This is a genomic window from Nitrosopumilus ureiphilus (assembly GCF_013407185.1).
Lineage (GTDB): Archaea > Thermoproteota > Nitrososphaeria > Nitrososphaerales > Nitrosopumilaceae > Nitrosopumilus > Nitrosopumilus ureiphilus.
The window spans coordinates 1,667,898-1,686,848 of sequence record NZ_CP026995.1 but is presented as its reverse complement, the minus strand read 5'-3'; the positions used below and the strand labels follow the sequence as shown (position 1 = coordinate 1,686,848).

Here is an 18,951-nt window from a genome sequence, read left to right as displayed (position 1 = left end):
CTCTTTAATTCATCGCTAAAAGTTACATCTTTGGATCAAGACCTTTAGCCAATCTTAATGCATCAACTAGGCCATCTGCGTACCCAATACTTAAAATCGCTACCTCGTCTTGACCGTCTTCTAGAAATTTCTCTGCATCTTTAATGTATAACTCTGCATTTTCTAAAATCCCTTGAAATTCTTTTTGATCTTTATAATGAGGCTCAATTTCTTCTAATGCTTCTCTGACCATTGGAACGTATTTTTCCATCATTTGAATTGAAATTTTCTTTGTCTTTTCAGAATTGTCAAATGGCTCATCAATACATTGACCTAATATCTTCAATGCATCTGATTCTGTAAAATGTAATCTACCTGGAATTATTATAGTATGTGGTGGCTTTCCAAAATCTTTTTTCTTTAAACTAGAAATTTTTCCTGAAATAATTAATTGATCTTTGAATCCTATTCTTGATGCAATTATTGCATATGTATCTAAACTAATGACATTCCTTTTTTGTCCTTTCTCTGTTTCTAACAATCCATTTAGTGCATCTTTCGGATCTAAGAAAAAATCCTTATCTTGATTATACTCTAAAAGAAGAACTGTGTGATTACCTTCAATAATGTTTTTGTAACTTACATAATAAGGGGTTGTAAGTGATTTCATTTCACTCATTATTGTCGCAATTCTTCCAACTTTGTAAAAATGTAAACCGCACTCTCCAATCATTGAAGTAAGAGATGATGAAGCATGAATAGAATATGTTTTAATTTTTTCTTCAATTGCTCTTGTTCTTAATTCGATGTGTGTTGTTGCAATGTATGGATCTCCATATGAGAGTAAAACAACTTTTTTTTTCTTTGCATTTTTTAGAATCTCATTTCCATCTTCTACCAGCCATCTTTTTGCTGGTTTGAATTCTCCTTTTGTTGCATTTTTGATTTTAATTAAATCTGATTTTCCAATTGGACTGGTAAATTGTTCCAAGTATACGATGTCTGCCTTTGATAAAACATCTAATGTTTCAATGGGAATTGATTTGAATCCCGAAATTCCTAAACCTACAAACCAAAGCATTACTGCATCTTTCTATCATGAAGTCTTTTTAAATGCTGTAGAGTTTTCTTTAAGATTTCTATTCCCTTTAGGTATTCTTCAATTGATACTTTTTCATCAATTGTATGCGCTTCATGAGGATCTCCTGGACCATATGTGACCACAGGAATCTCCCATTGATTTCCTAAAACATTCATGTCTCCAGTGCCTGTTTTTCTGATTAGTGTTGCTCTTGATTGTGTTTCTTCTAGAATGCCTAATGTCAATGCTCTAACTAGTGGTGAATTATGAGGTGCCTCAAATGGTTCTGTCTCATCAAGAATTGAATAAAATGCCTCCACCTCTCTTTTTTGAGAAATTTCTTTAACTAACGTTGCAATCTTTTGTTCAATTGTTTTACAGTTCATGTCTACTGGAATTCTAATATCGAAAGTTGTTTCACATTCTTTTGGTGTAATGTTATGACTAGTACCTCCTCTAATTTCAGTCATTGATGAAGTTAACTGCATTCCTTTGGATCTATCTTCTTGATTTTCTTCTAATCTTTCTTTGAGTTCTCTTGCAAAAATCATTGATTCATGAATGGCATTTTTTGAAAGCCATGGTGCACTTGCATGTGAACTATCATCTACGCTAATTTTGAGATTAATGGCTAATCTCCCTTTGTATGCAATTGTTACTTGGTTGATTCCACTAGGCTCTCCAAAAATTGCATAATCAATTCCCATTTCTTTTTTAACGAGATTTTTAATTCCTGTTGCATTTCCTTCTTCATCAACAGCTCCGACAAAAATTATAGTTCCATTGTTATTTTGAATTGATGCTGCTGCAAACAACATTGCCATCAATGGTGCTTTTGCATCTGATGCTCCTCTTCCATAAAGTGAATCTCCTTCTTTTCGAACTTTGACTTTTCCTGGTACCACATCCATGTGACCACATAACATTATTTTTGGAGATCCTGTGCCTTTCTTTGCAATAACGTTCCCAACTTCATCAATTTCTATGTCTTCAAATCCCAAGTCATCACACTTGTCAGCTAAAAATTCTGCTAATGGTTTTTCGCTAAGTGATGGTGTGTAGAGTCTGAGTGCTTTCTCTAGCATCTTTACTGCAAATCTTGATTCTGATAGGTGATTGGTCAATTCTTATTTTTCAATATTTAGAGCATAATTTAGCATTAATGATGGAATGTCTACTTGACAAACTCTGACTGTGTTTTTGTATTCTGTAGTGTTATTTACTTCGTGTACAACCAATCCTTTTTCATCACTTTCCATCAAATCCACACCTACAATATCTCCTTGAACTGCATTTTTTGCCTTTATGCACATCTCTTCCATTTCTGATGTGACCTTGCATGACTCTGCTTCTCCGCCAAGTGCCATATTTGTCTTCCAATGTTTTGAATTTCTGTATATTGCTGCAACTATTTTATCTCCTACCATTATGGCTCTGATGTCTCTTGGTGGTCTTTTTACAAATTCTTCTAGATAATGTATTTGGTATATTGGATACATGTTTTCTCTACTTTCAATAATGCCTTCGGCTGAATCTCTGTCGTTAAGTTTTGAAATTAACCTTCCCCAACTTCCTACAGTGGGTTTGATAACTTTGGGAAATCCTTGTGTTTCTAATGCTTCCAAGGCTGCCTCTTTTGAAAAAGCTACTGTCGCATCTGGTGTTGGAACTCCAAATTTCTTTAGTAACATATGTGTAAATAATTTATTTCCTGCAAAAACCCCTGTGTTGAGACAATTGATAACTTTGACTCCTAATCCTTCAAGAGCTGCAGTTGAATGTAAATTCCTGTAATAGCTTACACATCTCTGAATAACTACTCCGTAATCTTCAGGTTTTTTTTCTAAATCTAATGCTAGCTTCTTACAATCAACCATCTGGATGTTGATGTTATTTTTTTTACCTGCTTCTAGTAGGGCCTTTTCTTCCCAACGGATGGTATCGTAAAGAATAGTAACGTCAGGACTCACTGTCCCCAATCCTCGCCAACCGTTTGGGCAGGCTTTAGTTGGAAACCGTCTGAACTTTTTTCTAATTCAAAACTTGCGCCACATTCCGGACATGTTACAATTTCTCCCTCAAGTGCATCACTAGGGATGGAAATTTCTGCATCACATTCTTCACATTTTGACATATCTTCTCTTCTACAATCCTCTTTATTTATCATTAATTATCTTTTTTTCAAGTCTATCTTCGAGTGGTATTTCTATAAGATCTCCCATTCTGAGACCCTTTAATCCAGCTGCTACTGCTTTTGCACTATCATCGTCTTTCTCAAGTCCTAATAATGACATCAAATAGGCAGCACCTGTCTTTCCTGCAAGTTCTCCAAAGACAATTCTTCTTCGATTTCCAACTGCCCTGGGTGGAATAGGCTCATATGCTGCTGGGTTTCTGAGAATGGCTGCAAGATGTGTTCCTGCCTTATGTTTGTATGCTGATGAACCAACAATTGGTTTTGAGTCATATGGTTTGATTGTTGTATATTCTTCAATCAATCTTGAAAGATCTAGTAACATATCCAATCTGAAATCATTTGGCGATTTGTATAGATATGTCAATGCAACTGCTACTTCTGCAAGGGGTGGAATTCCTGTTCTTTCCCCAATTCCATCAATAGTAGTGTGAATCTGATCCACTCCTGCATCACATGCTGAAAATGCATTTGCTACTGCAAATCCAATATCGTTATGAACATGTGCATCTAATGGGACGTCTATTACATCTCTTACTTTCTTAACAAAATTGTACATTCCAATTGGACGCAATATTCCAACTGTATCTGGAAGACTAATTCTGTCAACACCTGCTTCTTCAATTGCTTTACAAACTTTGATTAAAAATTCCGGTTCTGCTCTACTACCATCTTCAACTGTAAATCTAATTTTTAGACCATGAGATTTTGCATACTCTACTGTTTCAACTGATCTTCTTAGTGCTTCTTCTCGTGAAATACGTAATTTGTCTTTTAGATGAATATCTGAAATTCCTAAATAAGCTGCACACCATTTAGCATCACAATCTAATGAAATGTCAATGTCTTCTTTTAGTGCACGTCCATGAGAAACAATATCTGCCTTTAATCCCTGTTTGATGATTGTCTTAGTCGCTTCTTTGTGATCCTTTGAAACAACTGGTGATATTTCAATTTGATCTACTCCAAAATAATCTAACATCCACGCAATCTGAATTCTTTGTTTGTTTGTAAACGATACCCCTGGATGTTGTTCTCCTTCTCTTAGAGTACTATCTAATACTCTGATCTTCTTTGGATTTTTGTCATATGCATTGTAGATGTTTGCATAGTGATTCGGATCTTTCATTACTGAAATCGTTGACATAAATTGATGATATAAACATATTCGTACTATCTTCGTTGAAAAAAACTATTAATGATCCTAAATTAGTTATGAAATAATTTTTTTTTACGAAAGTCGTCTTTAGACTATTTTTCTCAAAATTATCACAGTATTTGTATCAACGACGCCTGGAATCTTCCTTAATGCGTCAATGGTGTTGTTGATTTCAGCAATACTTGATGCGCTCATAATTGTTGTAATGTCGTATTGACCAGTTATCTCATAAACTGTTTTCACTCCTTCTAGTTTTGCAAGTTTTAGAGAAACTTTTGACGTGTCTGTAGCAGAATCAACTGATACCAAAACAATTGCGCTTGTTGCATTCTCCTCGCCAAGCTCCAAAGTAAATTTTTTGATTGTTCCGCTATCTACCAGATTTTTTACTCGTCTTCTAACTGCTGATTCAGAAAGCTTTAATTTTTTACCAATATCTACAAACGATTCTCTAGCATCTTCTTTTAGATATCCGATTATCTTCTCGTCTACTTTATCCTTGTACATCTTTTTTTTGCTCCTCTTCACTAAGTACAGAATCTAGAGCATGTAAAACTTTTGTTATGTCTTCTTCAGAAATCACTAGCGGTGGAAGAATTCGTAGAATGTTCCTTCCAGAATATAACATCAGAACGCCTTTTTTCATCAACCCCATAAGTATGTCTTTAACTTCAAATTTCATCTCTATTCCTATCATTAATCCTTTACCGCGAATTTCCCTAATCATGTGGTGATTCTCTTTTAGTTTCTCTAAGCCTTCTCTGAATATTTTACCCATCTTTTCTGAATTCTCAACTAAACCATCTTCTGTCAATGCTTTGAGTGCTGCAATTCCTGCTGCACATGATAATGGGTTTCCACCAAATGTTGAAGAGTGTTCTCCCTTGCTCATTGAAGCAAGTATGTCTGGTCTTACAAGCGTTGCGCCCATTGGAACGCCGCCTGCAATTCCTTTTGCAAGACACAAAATATCTGGTGCAGTATTCCAATGTTCACATGCCCATAATCGTCCGGTTCTTCCTAAACCAGCTTGTATTTCGTCAAAAATTAACAGAATTCCTTTTTCATCACAAAGTTTTCGTACATCTTGCAAAAATCCCTCTGGTGCAACAATAATTCCGCTTTCACCTTGTATTGGTTCTAAAATTACAAATGCTGTGTCATCATCAATTGCTGAACGAAGTGATTCAATGTCTCCAAAAGACGCAAAAGAAACTTTCTCAACTAGTGGTTCAAAAGCTTTTTTGTATTTTGGATTAAATGTTAATGATAACGCACCAAATGATTTACCGTGATAGGATCCCTTCATTGCAACCATTCCTTTTTTACCAGTAAATTTTCTTGCAAACTTTATTGCAGCTTCTATTGCTTCTGCACCACTGTTGTTTAGGTGAACTTGTGTAAGTCCTTTAGGAGCTAATCCGATTAATATTTTCAAAAATTCTTCTCTTGTCTTATTGTATAAAGAACTGTGAACTGTAATAATTTTATCAATCTGTTCTTTGATTGCATTGTTGATTCTTTGATTTTGATGGCCTACTAATGCGACTCCATATCCTCCCATACAATCAATGTATTCTTTTCCGTCTACATCCCATACATGTGATCCTTTTCCCTTCTCAACTGTAACTGGAAATCTCTGATAGAGATTTCCCATAAATTGATCTTCACTCATGTTCAATCACCGTACAATTATCATGTGCAATTGCCGCAGAGATTGGATTTTCTTTTTGACCATTTGCAATCAATGCTTCTTTTACACCCATATCTAATGCTTCTGTAGATGCTAAAATCTTTTTTTCCATTCCAGGTCCTATTTTTGGTCTGATCTCTTTTGCTTCTGCTAATGTTAACTTTGTAACAAGTTTGTCCTCCATTAGTAATCCATCTACATTTGTAATGAATAATACTTTGTCACTGCCAACTTTGCCTGCCACGTATGCTGCAGCTCTGTCTCCATCAACATTGAGAAATTCTGATTCCTCGCTTATTGCAATGGGTGAAATAACGGGTGTTAATCCCTGCTCTAATAGTAATTTGATGAATTTTGAGTTGATATCGGTAATTTTGCCTGTATATCCGCCGTCAATTGCTTGTTTTCTGCCTTTTTCGTTAACTATGAGAAGCTTCTTTTTTCTGTCTGCTTGAATGATTTTTGCATCAACTCCTGAAAGGCCAATTGCATTAATTCCATTTTTTTGAAGCATTTGTACAATGGTCTTGTTTATTCTTCCAGACATTACCATCGTAAAAATCTCTGCAGTTTCTTTATCTGTATACCTGCTTTTGATTCCACTTGGGGATGTAACAAATTTTGGTTCCTTTCCAAGTTGTTTACAAACTTTTGTAACTTCTTTTCCTCCACCATGAACTAAAATGACTCCTTCTGACTCTGCAACTTTTTTAATATCTGCAATTGTAGATGGGTGTAAATTATCTACTACACTTCCGCCAATTTTGATTGTGATCATTTCTAAACAGGAGTTAGTGGTGTGTTTCTGAGTCCATCCATTTCATCAAAACCGCACATTACATTCATGTTTTGAATGGCTGAACCTGCTGCACCTTTCATCAAGTTATCTGATGCAGATAATGCAATTAATCTATTATTGTCTTCATCCAAATCAAATCCTATATCACAAAAGTTTGAACCAACTAAGAATTTTGGATCTGGGAATTTGTATAGTCCTTTTTTATCTCGAATTAATCTGATGAATCTTTCTTCACCATAAGTTTGTCTATATAATTTCCACAATTCTTTTTCATCAATATCTTTTTTCAAGAATGTGTGATTTGTACATAAAATTCCACGAACTACATCTACTGCATGTGGGCTCATTGAAACACGAATTTTATGTCCCGCAATTTCGCTTAGTTCCTGTTCAATTTCACCAGTATGTCTGTGTTTTGCGGGTTTGTATGGTCTAATTACTCCTGCTCTCATTGCATGTGCAGTTCCAGAACCAGAGCCTGCACCAGAAGAACCAATCTTGGAATCAACTATAATGTGTTCAGTATCAATAATGTCATTTCGAATTAATGGAGCAAGTGCTAACATCGATGTTACTGCCATGCATCCTGGGCAAGAAACAAGCTGTGCTTTTTTAATTGCTTCTCGATGTAATTCAGGTACTCCAAAAACTGATTTTGCTAAATAATCTGGATGTGGGTGTTCCCAGCCATACCATTTGTCATATGCATCCTGATTGTGTAATCTATAATCTGCGCTCAAATCAATAACTTTGATTCCTCTGTCATAGAGGGCCTTTACAATTTCAGTTGCAGTTCCATGAGGAACAGCAGTGAAAACTAAATCACACTGATCAGTTAGTTTATCATAATCTAATTCAGAAAACATCAGATCGGTAAATCCTTTCAAACTTGGTTGGACTCTATGGAGATATTCTCCAACATGTTGTCTTGATGTAACCATGGCGATCTCAACATCTGGATGATTAACAAGCAGACGAAGTGTCTCCCCACCTACATAACCTGATGCTCCAACAACACCTACCTTCATGATAAGTCTCCTCGTAAAGGAGTATAATTTATTTCCTAACGTAGTTTAGAGCAAATTCTACCATTTCTTTTGGTATGTTTCTTTGTGAGACTCTTGCCAATCCCTTGAATTCAACTGTATTGTTCACTTCGTGCACCACTAGTCCTTTTTGATCGTCTTCCATCATGTCAATGCCCAATATTCCTCCGCCCATTGCTTTTGATGCTTTAACTGCCATATCCTCCATCTCTTTTGTGATCTCACAGAGTTCAGGATCTGCACCAAGTGCAATATTTGTTTTAAAACCGCCTGAAGATTTTCTATACATTGCAGCAATAGGCTCATCTCCTACTGTAATTATCCTGATGTCTCTTGGTGGTCTTTTGATTAATTCTTGCAAATAGTAAATTCTGTCATGTGGGCTATCAGTAATGTCTCTAATTTCAAAAACTGCCTCCATGGTATCTTTGTCTTTTAATGGCATTACTCCTCTTCCCCAACTTCCTATTACCGGTTTGATGACTAGAGGGAATCCTACTTTTTCTAAATTCTCAGCTGCACTCTCACTTGAAAATGAAAAATATGTTTTTGGTGTTGGAATGTTATTTTTTTTTAAAAGTAGAGTCATAAACATTTTGTTTCCACAAATGTTTGCAACTTGAAATTTATTTAATACCGGAACATCTAAAAATTCTAAACTTGCAGTAAAGTGAAGCCCTCTGAAATAACTGACACATCTTTCTAGAACAACATCGCCCAAGTCATAGTCTTCTTTTTTACTATCTGTGTTTATTTGAGTAATTTTTGCATCAAGCATTACTGTATCATGTCCAAGATCTGATGCTTCTTTTTGGAGCATCTTCTCTTCCGCTCTTAGGCGATCAAATACGATACAGACTTTTGACATTACTCTCCCCAGTCTTCGCCTACACTTTCTGCTTGTTTAAGCTCAACATTTGATCCGTCTTTTTTTGAGATTTCAAAGTCAGCGCCACAATCAGGACAGGAGACAATTTCTCCAACTGAGGCATCGTCTGGGATGTTTAGTGTTGCATCACATTCTGGGCAGTTCATGTTTTTGTTGACCTTTTCTTTTGTAATTTATTAGCTTCTGTTGACTGCATTCCCCATAATTCTACAAATCCTTTGGCCAATCTTTGATCAAATGTCGATTCTGTACCATATGTGGCAATTTTATGACTGTACAATGAATTATTTGATTTTCTTCCAACAACTCTGAGACTTCCTTTGAACATCTTGAGTTTCACTGTTCCAGAAACTGGTTTTTGTGATTCCTCAATAAATCCATCTAGATCTGCTCTTAGTGGATCTTGCCAAAGTCCGGAATATACCAAATATGCCCATTCATCATCGATTAATGATTTGAACTTGTTTTCATGTTTTGTGTGGACCATTTTTTCTAAATCTGAGTGAGCTTCAATTAGACAGACAGCAGCTGGAGTCTCATACACTTCTCTGGATTTGATTCCAACAACTCTATCTTCAATATGATCAATTATTCCAACTCCTGCATCACCTGCTTTTTTGTTAATGTATTCGATGAGTTTTTGAGATTCTAATTTTTTTCCATCAACTTCAATTGGAATTCCTTGTTCAAATTTAATTTCCAAGTATGATGGTTTATCAGGCAAATTTTTTGTTTTAACCCAAATGAATGCATCATCAGGTGGTTCATTGTATGGATCTTCAAGTACTCCTCCTTCTATTGCACGTCCCCATAAATTTTGATCAATGCTGAATCTTTTTGCAACAGCATCAATTTCTATCCCATGTTTTTTTGCAAACTTTAGTTCAGTTTCTCTATCCAAATTTTTGTCTCGTATAGGAGCTATGATTGGAAGATCTGAACCAGAACGTAATGTGATGTCAAAACGAACTTGATCATTTCCTTTTCCTGAACATCCATGTGCAAGTGAAGTTACTTTTTCTTTTTTTGCAATCTCTAACACTTTTTCTGCAATTAATGGTCGCGCAAGAGCTGTTGCAAGACAATATTTTTTCTGATAAAGAGCGTTTGCTTTAATTGATGGAAAAATGTAATCTCTTACAAATTCTTTTCTAGCATCAATGTTGTAGTGTTTTTTTACGCCAAGCTTTTTTGCTTTGGCTGCAATTTTTTTACTGTCATCACATTGTCCTACATCCACTGTTACTGTAATGACATCCATGTCATGTTCTTCTTGCAAATATTTTACAACTACTGAAGTATCAAGTCCTCCAGAAAATGCAAGAATTCCTTTTTGAGTCATAAAACAACTTTTCCGTCATATTTTGGAATTTATCTTTTGTGATAGCCTGGAATCCAAATATTTTTGAAAAATTTCTGACTAGCTTGAGCTAAAATTCGATGATTATTTAACCGCCAAATATAACGCTGTTTTATGAAAACGCGATCGATTGTTTCAGCAGGAATTGCAGGAATAATTTTGATAGTAGCAGTAGGAATTGCTGCTAGTTCTAGCGATGTCACACCTGAAAATAAACTTCGTATAGCATATTTTCCAAACATTGGTCATGCTATCCCGATAGTTGGGATGGAAAAAGGCTTTTTTAAAAAAAGCATAGGTGATGAAATAAAAATTGAAACACGCATTTTTGATAGTGGTCCACAAGCAATAGAGTCTCTATTTGCAAATTCTATTGATCTTGCATATGTTGGACCGGGCCCTGCAATTAACGGATTTTTAAATTCAGAGAATCACAATGTAAAGATTCTTGCAGGTGCTGCAAGCGGTGGTGCAAGCTTTATTGTTCATCCATTATCTGAAATTAAATCTGCATCTGACTTTGCAGGCAAAAAGATTGCTGCACCTCAAATTGGAAATACTCAAGATGTTTCACTACGAAACTATCTGTCTGAAAATGGTTTGAAGACTGCAGAAAAAGGTGGTTCAGTAATTGTTTATAATATTTCAAATCCTGATATCTACACATTATTTGTAAAAGGGGATATTGATGGTGCATGGGTTGCAGAGCCTTGGGCCACAATTTTAGAAACTGAACTTGATGGAAAAAGATTATTCCATGAGGAAGAATTATGGCCAAATAATGAATTTGCATCTGTTCTTTTAATTGGGAATGTAGATTATGTTAAAAAAAACCGTAAACTAGTTTCTGAACTGTTAGTTTCTCATTATGAAACTGCAGATTGGATTAATGAAAATCCTATTGAAACAAGAATTATTTTTAATAATTTCCTAAAAGATCATTTGGGGCAATCATTGTCTAATGAGGTTGTAGACATTGCATTATCTAATCTTGTAATCACTGCAGATCCACTTCTTGATTCCGTTTATTCTTTTGCTGAGAAAGCTGATACGTTAGGATATTTGGGAAGAAATGGATACGATTTATCTGGAATTTTTTACCACTTTGATTCAAATTCTATTCTGGAGGAAAGTACGTAATGACTAAACTTGAGGCAAAAAATATTGTAAAATATTTTAGTCATGATTCTCATAAACTAAAGGCACTAGGTGGGGTTAACCTCAAAGTTGAGGCTGGTGACTTTGTATGTCTGGTGGGTCCTTCGGGATGTGGAAAATCGACATTTTTACGCATAGTTGCAGGCTTGGAATCCCCTGATGAGGGACAAATACTGTTTGATGGTCATCCTGTTGCCGAAACCGGACCTGAGAGAATAATGGTCTTTCAAGAAGGTGCTCTATTTCCATGGCTTAAGGTTCAAGATAATGTGGAATTTGGATTAAAGATGGCAGGTATTCCAAAAGAGGAGAGATCAAAGATATCTCATAGATATCTTGACATGATGCAGCTTACTAAATTTGCAGATTCCTATACTTTTCAACTTTCAACTGGAATGAAACAGCGTGTAGCTATTGCAAGAGCACTAGTTATGGATCCTGATGTGTTGCTAATGGATGAACCATTTGCAGCACTTGATGCACAGACTCGTGACTTGTTGTTAGTTGAGATGCAGCTAATTTGGGAAAAGACAAAGAAGACAATTTTATTTGTAACTCACAATGTTGCAGAAGCTGCAGTTCTTGGAACAAAAGTTGCAATCTTTAGTAATCGTCCATCAATTATTAAAAAAGAAGTTGATAATAATTTTCCACGACCCCGAGTTACTGAAGATGAATCATTACTAAAATTTCAACGAGATATTTTGACAGAATTAAGACCTGAGGTAAAGAAAAGTAAAGGATGATTATCATGGCCAAAAATTTTACACCTCACAGAATTGCATTTTACATTGGTATAGTTGTTGTTTGGCAAATAATTGCAATGGTTGGAATCTGGCCTGATAATATTTTTCCATCTCCATATGAAGTGGCTGAAGACTTGGCATATGGCGCATCAGATGGTAGTCTGTTTTATGGAATTGCATCTAGCCTGTGGAGATTATCTGTTGGTTTAGCAATTGCAATTGTTGGTGGTATTGTATTGGGAATTTTTATGGCCAGGATGGAAATTATAAATCAAACAGTTGGCTCTCTAGTTTTAGGATTACAATCAATTCCATCAATTGCTTGGGTTCCTTTGGCAATACTCTGGTTTGGCTTGACAGATGGTGGGATAATTTTTGTCACAGCAATAGGAGCTATTTTTGCAGTTACAATAAACACTTACACTGGAGTCAAAAATATAGATCCTCACTTTATTGAGGCCGCACGAAATATGGGTGCAAAGGGCAGCCAGCTAATTACTGCAGTATTGATTCCTGCAGCATTCCCATACATGATTTCGGGATTCAAGCAAGGCTGGGCATTTGCATGGAGAGGTGTAATTGGTGCTGAGATACTATTCTCATATCTAGGATTGGGTTTCTTGCTTAATGCTGGACGTTCCCTTACTGACGTATCGCAAGTCATTGGGATAATGCTTGTGATCATGGTAATCGGTCTTGCAGTTGATGGTGTTATTTTCAAAAGACTAGAAAATAAAGTAATGTCTCGTTGGGGATTAAGGTAGATTTTACTTTTCTATTTTTTAATTTTTAGTGATACTGCAAATGCACAAATGATTACTCCGATTGCAAAATACATTACTGCAATATAGTCAAATAGAAATGCAAGACTTCCTGCAATGACGGGGCCTGCTACTGTTGCAATTGATACTGTAGAGCTAAAGATTCCAGTTGATGTAGAACGTGGATTGTTCTCCATTAAATGGAAATTTCCACCAATAAATAAAAATGCCCAAGTGCCGCCAACAAGTGCCATAAATGGCATTGTCATCCACCATTCTGTTACAAATGACAATCCTACAAACACAAATGTGGTGCATCCTATTCCTATTTTGAATTTAGTTACATTTGAGAGATTGATTTTACTTGCCATCACATTCATCAAGATAAATGCCGTGAGTGTATTTGCAACATACACTATTGAAATTTGATAAAGTTCAGCACCCCATTTCTCCATTAACAATATTGGAAGGATGGTCCATACTGCAGCTGCACCAATATGTCTTAGTAATAATGATAGAAATAGAAATTTATTTTTTAAAATAACTTTTCTCATAGTTCCAGGTGTTAGTTCCTTTACTTGTTCTGGATTTGGTAGTTTTATTGTAAAGAGCAAACCAATAACAAATGAAGCTGAACTGATCAGGAAAATTAATCTAAGATCATTTGCAAATCCGGCAGCTGCAATTCCTGCAAGCCATCCTAATGCATGAAAAGAGATTACTGTTGCTGCTCTCTTTTTGTCAACATTTGACTCGTAGGTATATGCGATCATTGCAGGAATCATAATTCCACTTGCTACTCCTGCAGCAATTCTTACTAGGAAAAACATGGTTAGATCATCTGCAAAATAATGCAATCCAAAGGCTATTGCACACCCAATGAAGCCAATTCTGATGAATTTGAGCCTAGTTCCTTTCTTGTCTGAGTATCTTCCAAAATAAATCTCAGATAAAATCTGGGCAAAACTAAATGAGGCTACTAGTAGTCCAATCTCAAAAACCGATTCTGTAACACCCTTTGCAATAATGGGCATGAAGACAAAGATAATGGATATTCCAGCATGCTGAAAAAAGGTTGCACTTCGGACTAGGTTGTTTACTTGAAGTTTTAGCATAAATCTATAGAAAAATATGTTTCACCTAATTTCAACATACGTATCATTCCCACCAATGCTTGGGGAATTTTCTGAAAAGAGTTAAACTATCTAATTGTATTTTGAAATTGAATTGTCTGAAAAAGAACCATTTCTGAATGCACTGCAAAAAAAAATATTGCTTTTTGATGGTGCAATGGGAACTGAGATTCAAAAATATGATCCAAAACCTGAAGACTTTCCAAATAATCAAGATGGATTCAATGACGGTTTAGTTATTACACATCCCGAATGGATTAAACAGATTCATAGAAATTATTTGGCTGCAGGTTCTGATTGTATTGAAACAAACTCTTTTGGTTCAAATAAAATAAAACTAGATGAATATGGTTTTGGTGATCAGACAATTGAATTTAACAAAAAAATTGCAAAACTCGCATGTGAAGTATGTGAAGAATATTCTGACAAACCACGTTATGTGATTGGTTCTATGGGGCCAACAGGTTATCTTCCAAGTTCAAATGACCCTGATTTAGGTCAAAAACCTCTTGATGAAATAAGAGAAGCATTTGAGTTACAAGCTGAAGGATTGATTCTTGGCGGTGTTGATGCATTACTCATTGAAACAAGTCAAGATATTCTTGAAGTAAAATTAGTAATTGAAGCATGTCACAATGCAATAAAAAAGACTGGCAAAAAAGTTCCAATAATAGCTAACACGACTTTAGATCAATATGGAAAAATGCTGCTTGGTACAAACATCCAATCTGCATATACCACAGTTTCTGATATGGGCATTGATGTATTTGGATTGAATTGCTCAACTGGCCCAATTGAGATGAATCCCAGTGTGCAGTGGCTTGATGAGCAAAATGAACACAACATACTGGTAGTTCCAAATGCCGGAATGCCTGAAAATGAAGGTGGACAAGCAGTTTACAAAATGACTCCTGATAAAATGGGCAAAGCACTAGGCGATTTTCTTAATCAATACAGCAAAGTACGAATTATTGGAGGTTGTTGCGGTACAAATCCTGAACATATTCGAGCACTAAGAAAAGTAATTGACGAAAAAGCCAACTCTGTCGAGGGTTAAGTATTTACAAAAACAATGGTGATTTTCCAACGTTGACAATTCCTAGAGTAAGTTCTGCATTAAAGGCAGTAGAACTAAAACAACTCCCAGCACCACTAATAATTGGTGAAAGAATTAACACTCAGGGTTCTCGAAAAGCAAAACAACTTGTTCTAGCAGATGATTTTGACGGATTGGTGGATTTGGCAAGAATGCAAGTTGAAGATGGTGCTCATTGCCTTGATGTCTGTGTTGCAACTACAGAACGCTCTGATGAACGTAACTTTATGCTAAATCTTGTAAAAAGATTAAGCTTAGAAATTGATGCACCGCTTGTAATTGATTCTACAGATCCTGAAGTAATTGAAGCTGCAGTTACTCAAATTCCTGGTAGGCCAATAATTAATTCGATTAATCTTGAAGGTGATGGTAGTAGATTCGTAAAATTAGCGCCACTGATGGCAAAATACGGTTTACCTGCAATTGCATTGTGTATTGGTCCTAAAGGAATGGCAAAAACCCCTCAAGAAAAACTAGAAACTGCTGAACTTCTCTATGAAACTGGAAAAAAATATGGATTAAAAATTGAGCAGTTTATTTTTGATGTTCTAACATTTACTTTGGCAACAGGTGAAGATGAATTTCTGGATGCTGGAAAAAATACTCTGGAGGGAATCCGTCTAGTTAAAGAAAAATTCCCAAATTCCTTTACTACATTGGGTCTTAGTAACATTAGCTTTGGACTAACTCCTTATGCTAGAAAAATACTAAATTCTGTATTTTTATATCATGCAGTTAAAACTGGACTAGATACTGCAATTGTTAACGCAAAAGAGATTATTCCTTATGGTGAAATTGATGAGAAAGAAAAAAAATTAGCAGAGGATCTAATCTTTAACACTTATCCCAATGCTCTATCTGATTTGATAACTTATTTTGAAAAAACAGGAAAACAAGGAATTACTGCTTCAAAAAAAGTTGATGTTGATCCTTCTTGGCCTCCTGGAAAACGAGCAAACTTTAGGATTGTAAACAGACTCAAAGATGGAATTCAAAATGATGTTGTTTCTGCAATTGCCGAAAAACTTGGAAAGAATGAAATCATCAAGAATAATGATGGTGTTTTATCATTAGATGTTGCACAAGAAATTACTCATGATGGTGCAATTAGAACTCTAAATGAAGATCTTCTTCCTGCAATGAAAGAAGTTGGTGACAAATTTGGTGCAGGCGAACTAATCTTACCCTTTGTTCTCAAATCTGCAGAATGTATGAAGGCAGCTGTTGGAGAACTTGAAAAATATTTGGTAAAGAAAGAGGGATCAAGTAAAGGTAAACTTGTTTTGGGAACTGTTTATGGTGATGTGCATGATATTGGAAAGAACCTTGTAAAGACAATCTTTCAAAATAATGGTTATTCAGTATATGATTTGGGAAAACAAGTGCCATTACAAAAGTTTCTAGAAAAAATCGATGAAGTAAATCCTGATGCAATAGGTCTGTCTGCGCTATTAGTTTCCACATCAAAACAAATGAAGTTTTTTGTAGAGCATGCAAGAAAAAATAAAATGAATGTGCCAATACTTTGTGGCGGAGCTGCAATTAACAGCAACTACATAAACAGAATTGCAAAAGAAGATGGAATTTATGAACCTGGTGTATTTTATTGCAATACTATGTTTGAAGGTCTCAAGACAATGGATATTCTAATTTCTGATCAAAAACCAAAACTATTGTCTGAATGGAAGCAAAATTTAGAAAATTGGAAAGACAAATCCACTGCACCCATAGATCCTACAACTCTTCCTAAAAGTGCGATTAAGCCTGTTGTTCCTCCAACGCCCCAAATTATTGGAGAGCCTATTCGCCTAAAATTAGACCAAATCAAAATGGATGAGGTTTGGTCAATGATTGACAAAAGATCTCTCTTCAAATTATCTTGGGGACTAAGGGGAAAAGCTGGTTCTGAATCCGAGGCAGATCATGAACAATTACTTACAGAATGGAAAATTAGAATAATTCGAGAAAAACTCTTTGAACCGGAGATTGTTTACGGTTATTTTAGATGCCGTAACAAAGACGGAAAATTATTAGTTGAGAATCCTTCTGGTGAAAATGTTGAATTTGATTTTCCTCGCTCTACAAAACCTGAGCATCTATGTTTGACTGATTATTTTGGTGAGGATGATATCGCAGCATTTCAGTCTGTAACTGTAGGAAATAAAGTGGCAGAAATTATCGAACAATGGAACAATGAAGACAAGTATACTGATGCCTACTATCTCCATGGATTAGCAGTTGAAGTAGCCGAAGCTTTAGCTGAATGGGTAAATCAAAAAATAAAATCTGAATTAAATTTAGAAAAGGGAGGATTGCGATATAGTTGGGGTTTTCCTAGCTGTCCTGATGTCTCACAACATCATCTAGTATGGAAACTTTTAGAACCTGAAAAATCTGGAATGACATTGACTGAATCTGGCCAAATTATTCCTGAACAATCCACAGCGGCAATTGTAGTTCATCATCCCAACGCACAATATTTTGTGCTTTAATTAGAAAATCTTTCTAAAAACTCATTCAAGCCATTAAAATCACTGGGAGATGTAATCAATACGTCTCCTGTAACATCGTGAATTTTTTTTACAAATTCCTCAAATCCTTGGCCATATGACGCTAAATCTAAATTCAAAAATTTTGCAGATTTTTCATTTTTTTCAGAAGGAAACAATATGATTGGAATCACTAAAAATCCCTTAAGGCGGTCTGATAAATTTTGAACCTGCTCTATGTTTTGAACTACCTGAGTCATGAATCCTTTGGGTTTTGATTCTAATTTTTTTCCAATTTTGGAAAAATTTGGTTTGTTTGAAATAGAAAGATACAAATCAATTTTTGAATCTAGTCCTTGTTCTCTTAACTTCTTGACAATATCACTTGGAATTTGACCTGAATCCTTCTTTCCTGACTGTGATGGATCTCCCATTAGAACGAGAATTCCTGAAAAACCAATTGCAATGCAATTTTCTACAAACTCTGAGATTTCATTTTCATTTTTGTCTCTAACTCTAAGACTGACTGTAATTGGTAAATCTGGAATTTCTTTCCTAATAATTTTCCCAACCTCTATTGGTGATACTCGTTGAAATCCTAATACATTCTCAGTAAGATGAATTGCATCACATTTTTTTGAAATAATTTTTATTTTTTCTATAAATTTTAGAATGGATTCATTTGTATCTACATCAGGTAAAATTTTTGGCGGATTTGCTTCGTATCTGATTGTCATATTCTCATTTCTTTCAACCTTGGTTAAAACCTTTGAATACCAAAACCCATATGGAATTATAGGAAAGATTGAAATGAATTTAGATGAACTAAAATCTGTACTCTCCAAACCTGTAAATCCAAAAATTGATTATGATGAAAATTATCGATTGGCATCAGTACTTGTTGTAATTTATGGAAAAGAACCAATAATTGTAATGACTGAAAAGCCTAAACATATGAAATTTCATGCATGTGAAATCTCATTCCCTGGAGGTAAATCAGAAGATGATGATTCCGATCTTCTTCATACTGCATTGCGTGAAACTAGTGAGGAGATTGGACTGGAAATTTCACGAGAGCAGGTAATTGGTCAACTTGAACCTGTTGTGACTTTGAATTCTGGATTTTTAATTTTACCGTTTATTTCAATCATTGACCAGATTCCACCTCTATTGCCTAATCATGAAGTTGAAAAAATTTTTCATATTCCATTTGAACCATTTTTGCATACTATGGCTAAAGATCCAGATCCTTCACATAATATCATACAAGAAATGTATACGTTTGAGTATCAAAATCAAATAGTCTGGGGAGCATCTGCAAGAATTCTCAAGCAGATTCGAAATCTCCTCAAATTTTGAGATTCATTT

Annotated in this window: 20 protein-coding genes; 6 read left to right on the top strand and 14 right to left on the bottom strand. The window is 35.3% G+C overall.

Features of this window, described 5'->3' with window-relative positions; all coding sequences use genetic code 11:
• Nucleotides 1-22 precede the first annotated feature (22 nt).
• The 12 genes from dph5 to C5F50_RS09930 all read right to left on the bottom strand — a co-directional run bounded on the left by dph5 (nt 23) and on the right by C5F50_RS09930 (nt 10,182).
• Complete coding sequence (gene dph5 / locus C5F50_RS09985) at nt 23-1,060, bottom strand: diphthine synthase (protein WP_179371196.1); 1,038 nt, start codon at nt 1,058-1,060, stop codon at nt 23-25.
• Nucleotides 1,060-2,145, bottom strand: coding sequence for a M20/M25/M40 family metallo-hydrolase (locus tag C5F50_RS09980; protein ID WP_179372992.1), 1,086 nt, complete (start codon nt 2,143-2,145; stop codon nt 1,060-1,062). Before C5F50_RS09980 ends, dph5 begins: the two co-directional genes overlap by 1 nt.
• 42 nt (nt 2,146-2,187) lie before the next feature.
• Entirely contained in the window at nt 2,188-3,030 is an 843-nt protein-coding gene (lysX, locus tag C5F50_RS09975; protein WP_179371195.1) for a lysine biosynthesis protein LysX, read from the bottom strand.
• Nucleotides 3,027-3,194, bottom strand: a complete 168-nt coding sequence (lysW/argW, locus tag C5F50_RS09970; RefSeq protein WP_048115651.1) for an alpha-aminoadipate/glutamate carrier protein LysW — start codon at nt 3,192-3,194, stop codon at nt 3,027-3,029. The genes lysX (C5F50_RS09975) and lysW/argW (C5F50_RS09970) overlap by 4 nt, the downstream gene beginning before the upstream one ends.
• Before the next feature lie 22 nt (nt 3,195-3,216).
• The gene (locus C5F50_RS09965; protein ID WP_179371194.1) at nt 3,217-4,383 is read right to left on the bottom strand and encodes a LeuA family protein; all 1,167 of its coding nucleotides are present in this window, start codon (nt 4,381-4,383) and stop codon (nt 3,217-3,219) included.
• Nucleotides 4,384-4,500: 117 nt separating this feature from the next.
• A complete protein-coding gene (gene lysM / locus C5F50_RS09960) occupies nt 4,501-4,920 on the bottom strand; it encodes an HTH-type transcriptional regulator LysM (RefSeq protein ID WP_179371193.1) in 420 nt (139 codons plus the stop codon).
• Nucleotides 4,907-6,088 (bottom strand): aspartate aminotransferase family protein, encoded by a 1,182-nt coding sequence (locus C5F50_RS09955; RefSeq protein ID WP_179371192.1) that lies wholly within the window; start codon nt 6,086-6,088, stop codon nt 4,907-4,909. Before C5F50_RS09955 ends, lysM begins: the two co-directional genes overlap by 14 nt.
• Entirely contained in the window at nt 6,081-6,884 is an 804-nt protein-coding gene (locus C5F50_RS09950) for a [LysW]-aminoadipate/[LysW]-glutamate kinase (RefSeq protein WP_179371191.1), read from the bottom strand. Before C5F50_RS09950 ends, C5F50_RS09955 begins: the two co-directional genes overlap by 8 nt.
• 2 nt (nt 6,885-6,886) lie before the next feature.
• Nucleotides 6,887-7,933, bottom strand: a complete 1,047-nt coding sequence (gene argC / locus C5F50_RS09945) for an N-acetyl-gamma-glutamyl-phosphate reductase (RefSeq protein ID WP_179371190.1) — start codon at nt 7,931-7,933, stop codon at nt 6,887-6,889.
• Between the two features lie 28 nt (nt 7,934-7,961).
• The gene (lysX, locus tag C5F50_RS09940; RefSeq protein ID WP_179371189.1) at nt 7,962-8,819 is read right to left on the bottom strand and encodes a lysine biosynthesis protein LysX; all 858 of its coding nucleotides are present in this window, start codon (nt 8,817-8,819) and stop codon (nt 7,962-7,964) included.
• The gene (gene lysW/argW / locus C5F50_RS09935; protein ID WP_109876771.1) at nt 8,819-8,986 is read right to left on the bottom strand and encodes an alpha-aminoadipate/glutamate carrier protein LysW; all 168 of its coding nucleotides are present in this window, start codon (nt 8,984-8,986) and stop codon (nt 8,819-8,821) included. The genes lysX (C5F50_RS09940) and lysW/argW (C5F50_RS09935) overlap by 1 nt, the downstream gene beginning before the upstream one ends.
• Nucleotides 8,983-10,182 (bottom strand): argininosuccinate synthase, encoded by a 1,200-nt coding sequence (locus C5F50_RS09930; protein WP_179371188.1) that lies wholly within the window; start codon nt 10,180-10,182, stop codon nt 8,983-8,985. The genes lysW/argW (C5F50_RS09935) and C5F50_RS09930 overlap by 4 nt, the downstream gene beginning before the upstream one ends.
• A 132-nt stretch (nt 10,183-10,314) precedes the next feature.
• On the opposite strand from C5F50_RS09930, the gene C5F50_RS09925 reads away from it, so the two are divergent.
• From C5F50_RS09925 to C5F50_RS09915, 3 genes are read left to right on the top strand one after another with little or no spacing between them, the layout of a single operon-like run.
• Entirely contained in the window at nt 10,315-11,340 is a 1,026-nt protein-coding gene (locus C5F50_RS09925; protein ID WP_179371187.1) for an ABC transporter substrate-binding protein, read from the top strand.
• Complete coding sequence (locus C5F50_RS09920; protein WP_179371186.1) at nt 11,340-12,104, top strand: ABC transporter ATP-binding protein; 765 nt, start codon at nt 11,340-11,342, stop codon at nt 12,102-12,104. The genes C5F50_RS09925 and C5F50_RS09920 overlap by 1 nt, the downstream gene beginning before the upstream one ends.
• Before the next feature lie 5 nt (nt 12,105-12,109).
• Nucleotides 12,110-12,868: an ABC transporter permease gene (locus C5F50_RS09915; protein ID WP_179371185.1), complete on the top strand. Its 759-nt coding sequence runs from the start codon at nt 12,110-12,112 to the stop codon at nt 12,866-12,868.
• Between the two features lie 11 nt (nt 12,869-12,879).
• On the opposite strand, the gene C5F50_RS09910 is transcribed toward C5F50_RS09915, so the two are convergent.
• Complete coding sequence (locus tag C5F50_RS09910; protein ID WP_179371184.1) at nt 12,880-13,980, bottom strand: MFS transporter; 1,101 nt, start codon at nt 13,978-13,980, stop codon at nt 12,880-12,882.
• 112 nt (nt 13,981-14,092) lie between these two features.
• Here C5F50_RS09910 and C5F50_RS09905 point away from each other — a divergent pair, with 112 nt between their 5' ends.
• Together C5F50_RS09905 and C5F50_RS09900 are read left to right on the top strand one after the other, a co-directional pair.
• Nucleotides 14,093-15,055 carry a homocysteine S-methyltransferase family protein gene (locus C5F50_RS09905; protein ID WP_179371183.1) on the top strand — a complete coding sequence of 321 codons (963 nt, stop codon included), beginning with the start codon at nt 14,093-14,095 and terminating at the stop codon, nt 15,053-15,055.
• A 32-nt stretch (nt 15,056-15,087) separates the two neighbouring features.
• Entirely contained in the window at nt 15,088-17,586 is a 2,499-nt protein-coding gene (locus C5F50_RS09900) for a methionine synthase (RefSeq protein ID WP_179371182.1), read from the top strand.
• On the opposite strand, the gene C5F50_RS09895 is transcribed toward C5F50_RS09900, so the two are convergent.
• Nucleotides 17,583-18,320 carry a 5,10-methenyltetrahydrofolate synthetase gene (locus C5F50_RS09895; RefSeq protein ID WP_179371181.1) on the bottom strand — a complete coding sequence of 246 codons (738 nt, stop codon included), beginning with the start codon at nt 18,318-18,320 and terminating at the stop codon, nt 17,583-17,585. The two genes, C5F50_RS09900 and C5F50_RS09895, sit on opposite strands and share 4 nt — an antisense overlap.
• Before the next feature lie 73 nt (nt 18,321-18,393).
• Here C5F50_RS09895 and C5F50_RS09890 point away from each other — a divergent pair, with 73 nt between their 5' ends.
• Entirely contained in the window at nt 18,394-18,942 is a 549-nt protein-coding gene (locus C5F50_RS09890) for an NUDIX hydrolase (protein WP_179372991.1), read from the top strand.
• Nucleotides 18,943-18,951: the final 9 nt, after the last annotated feature.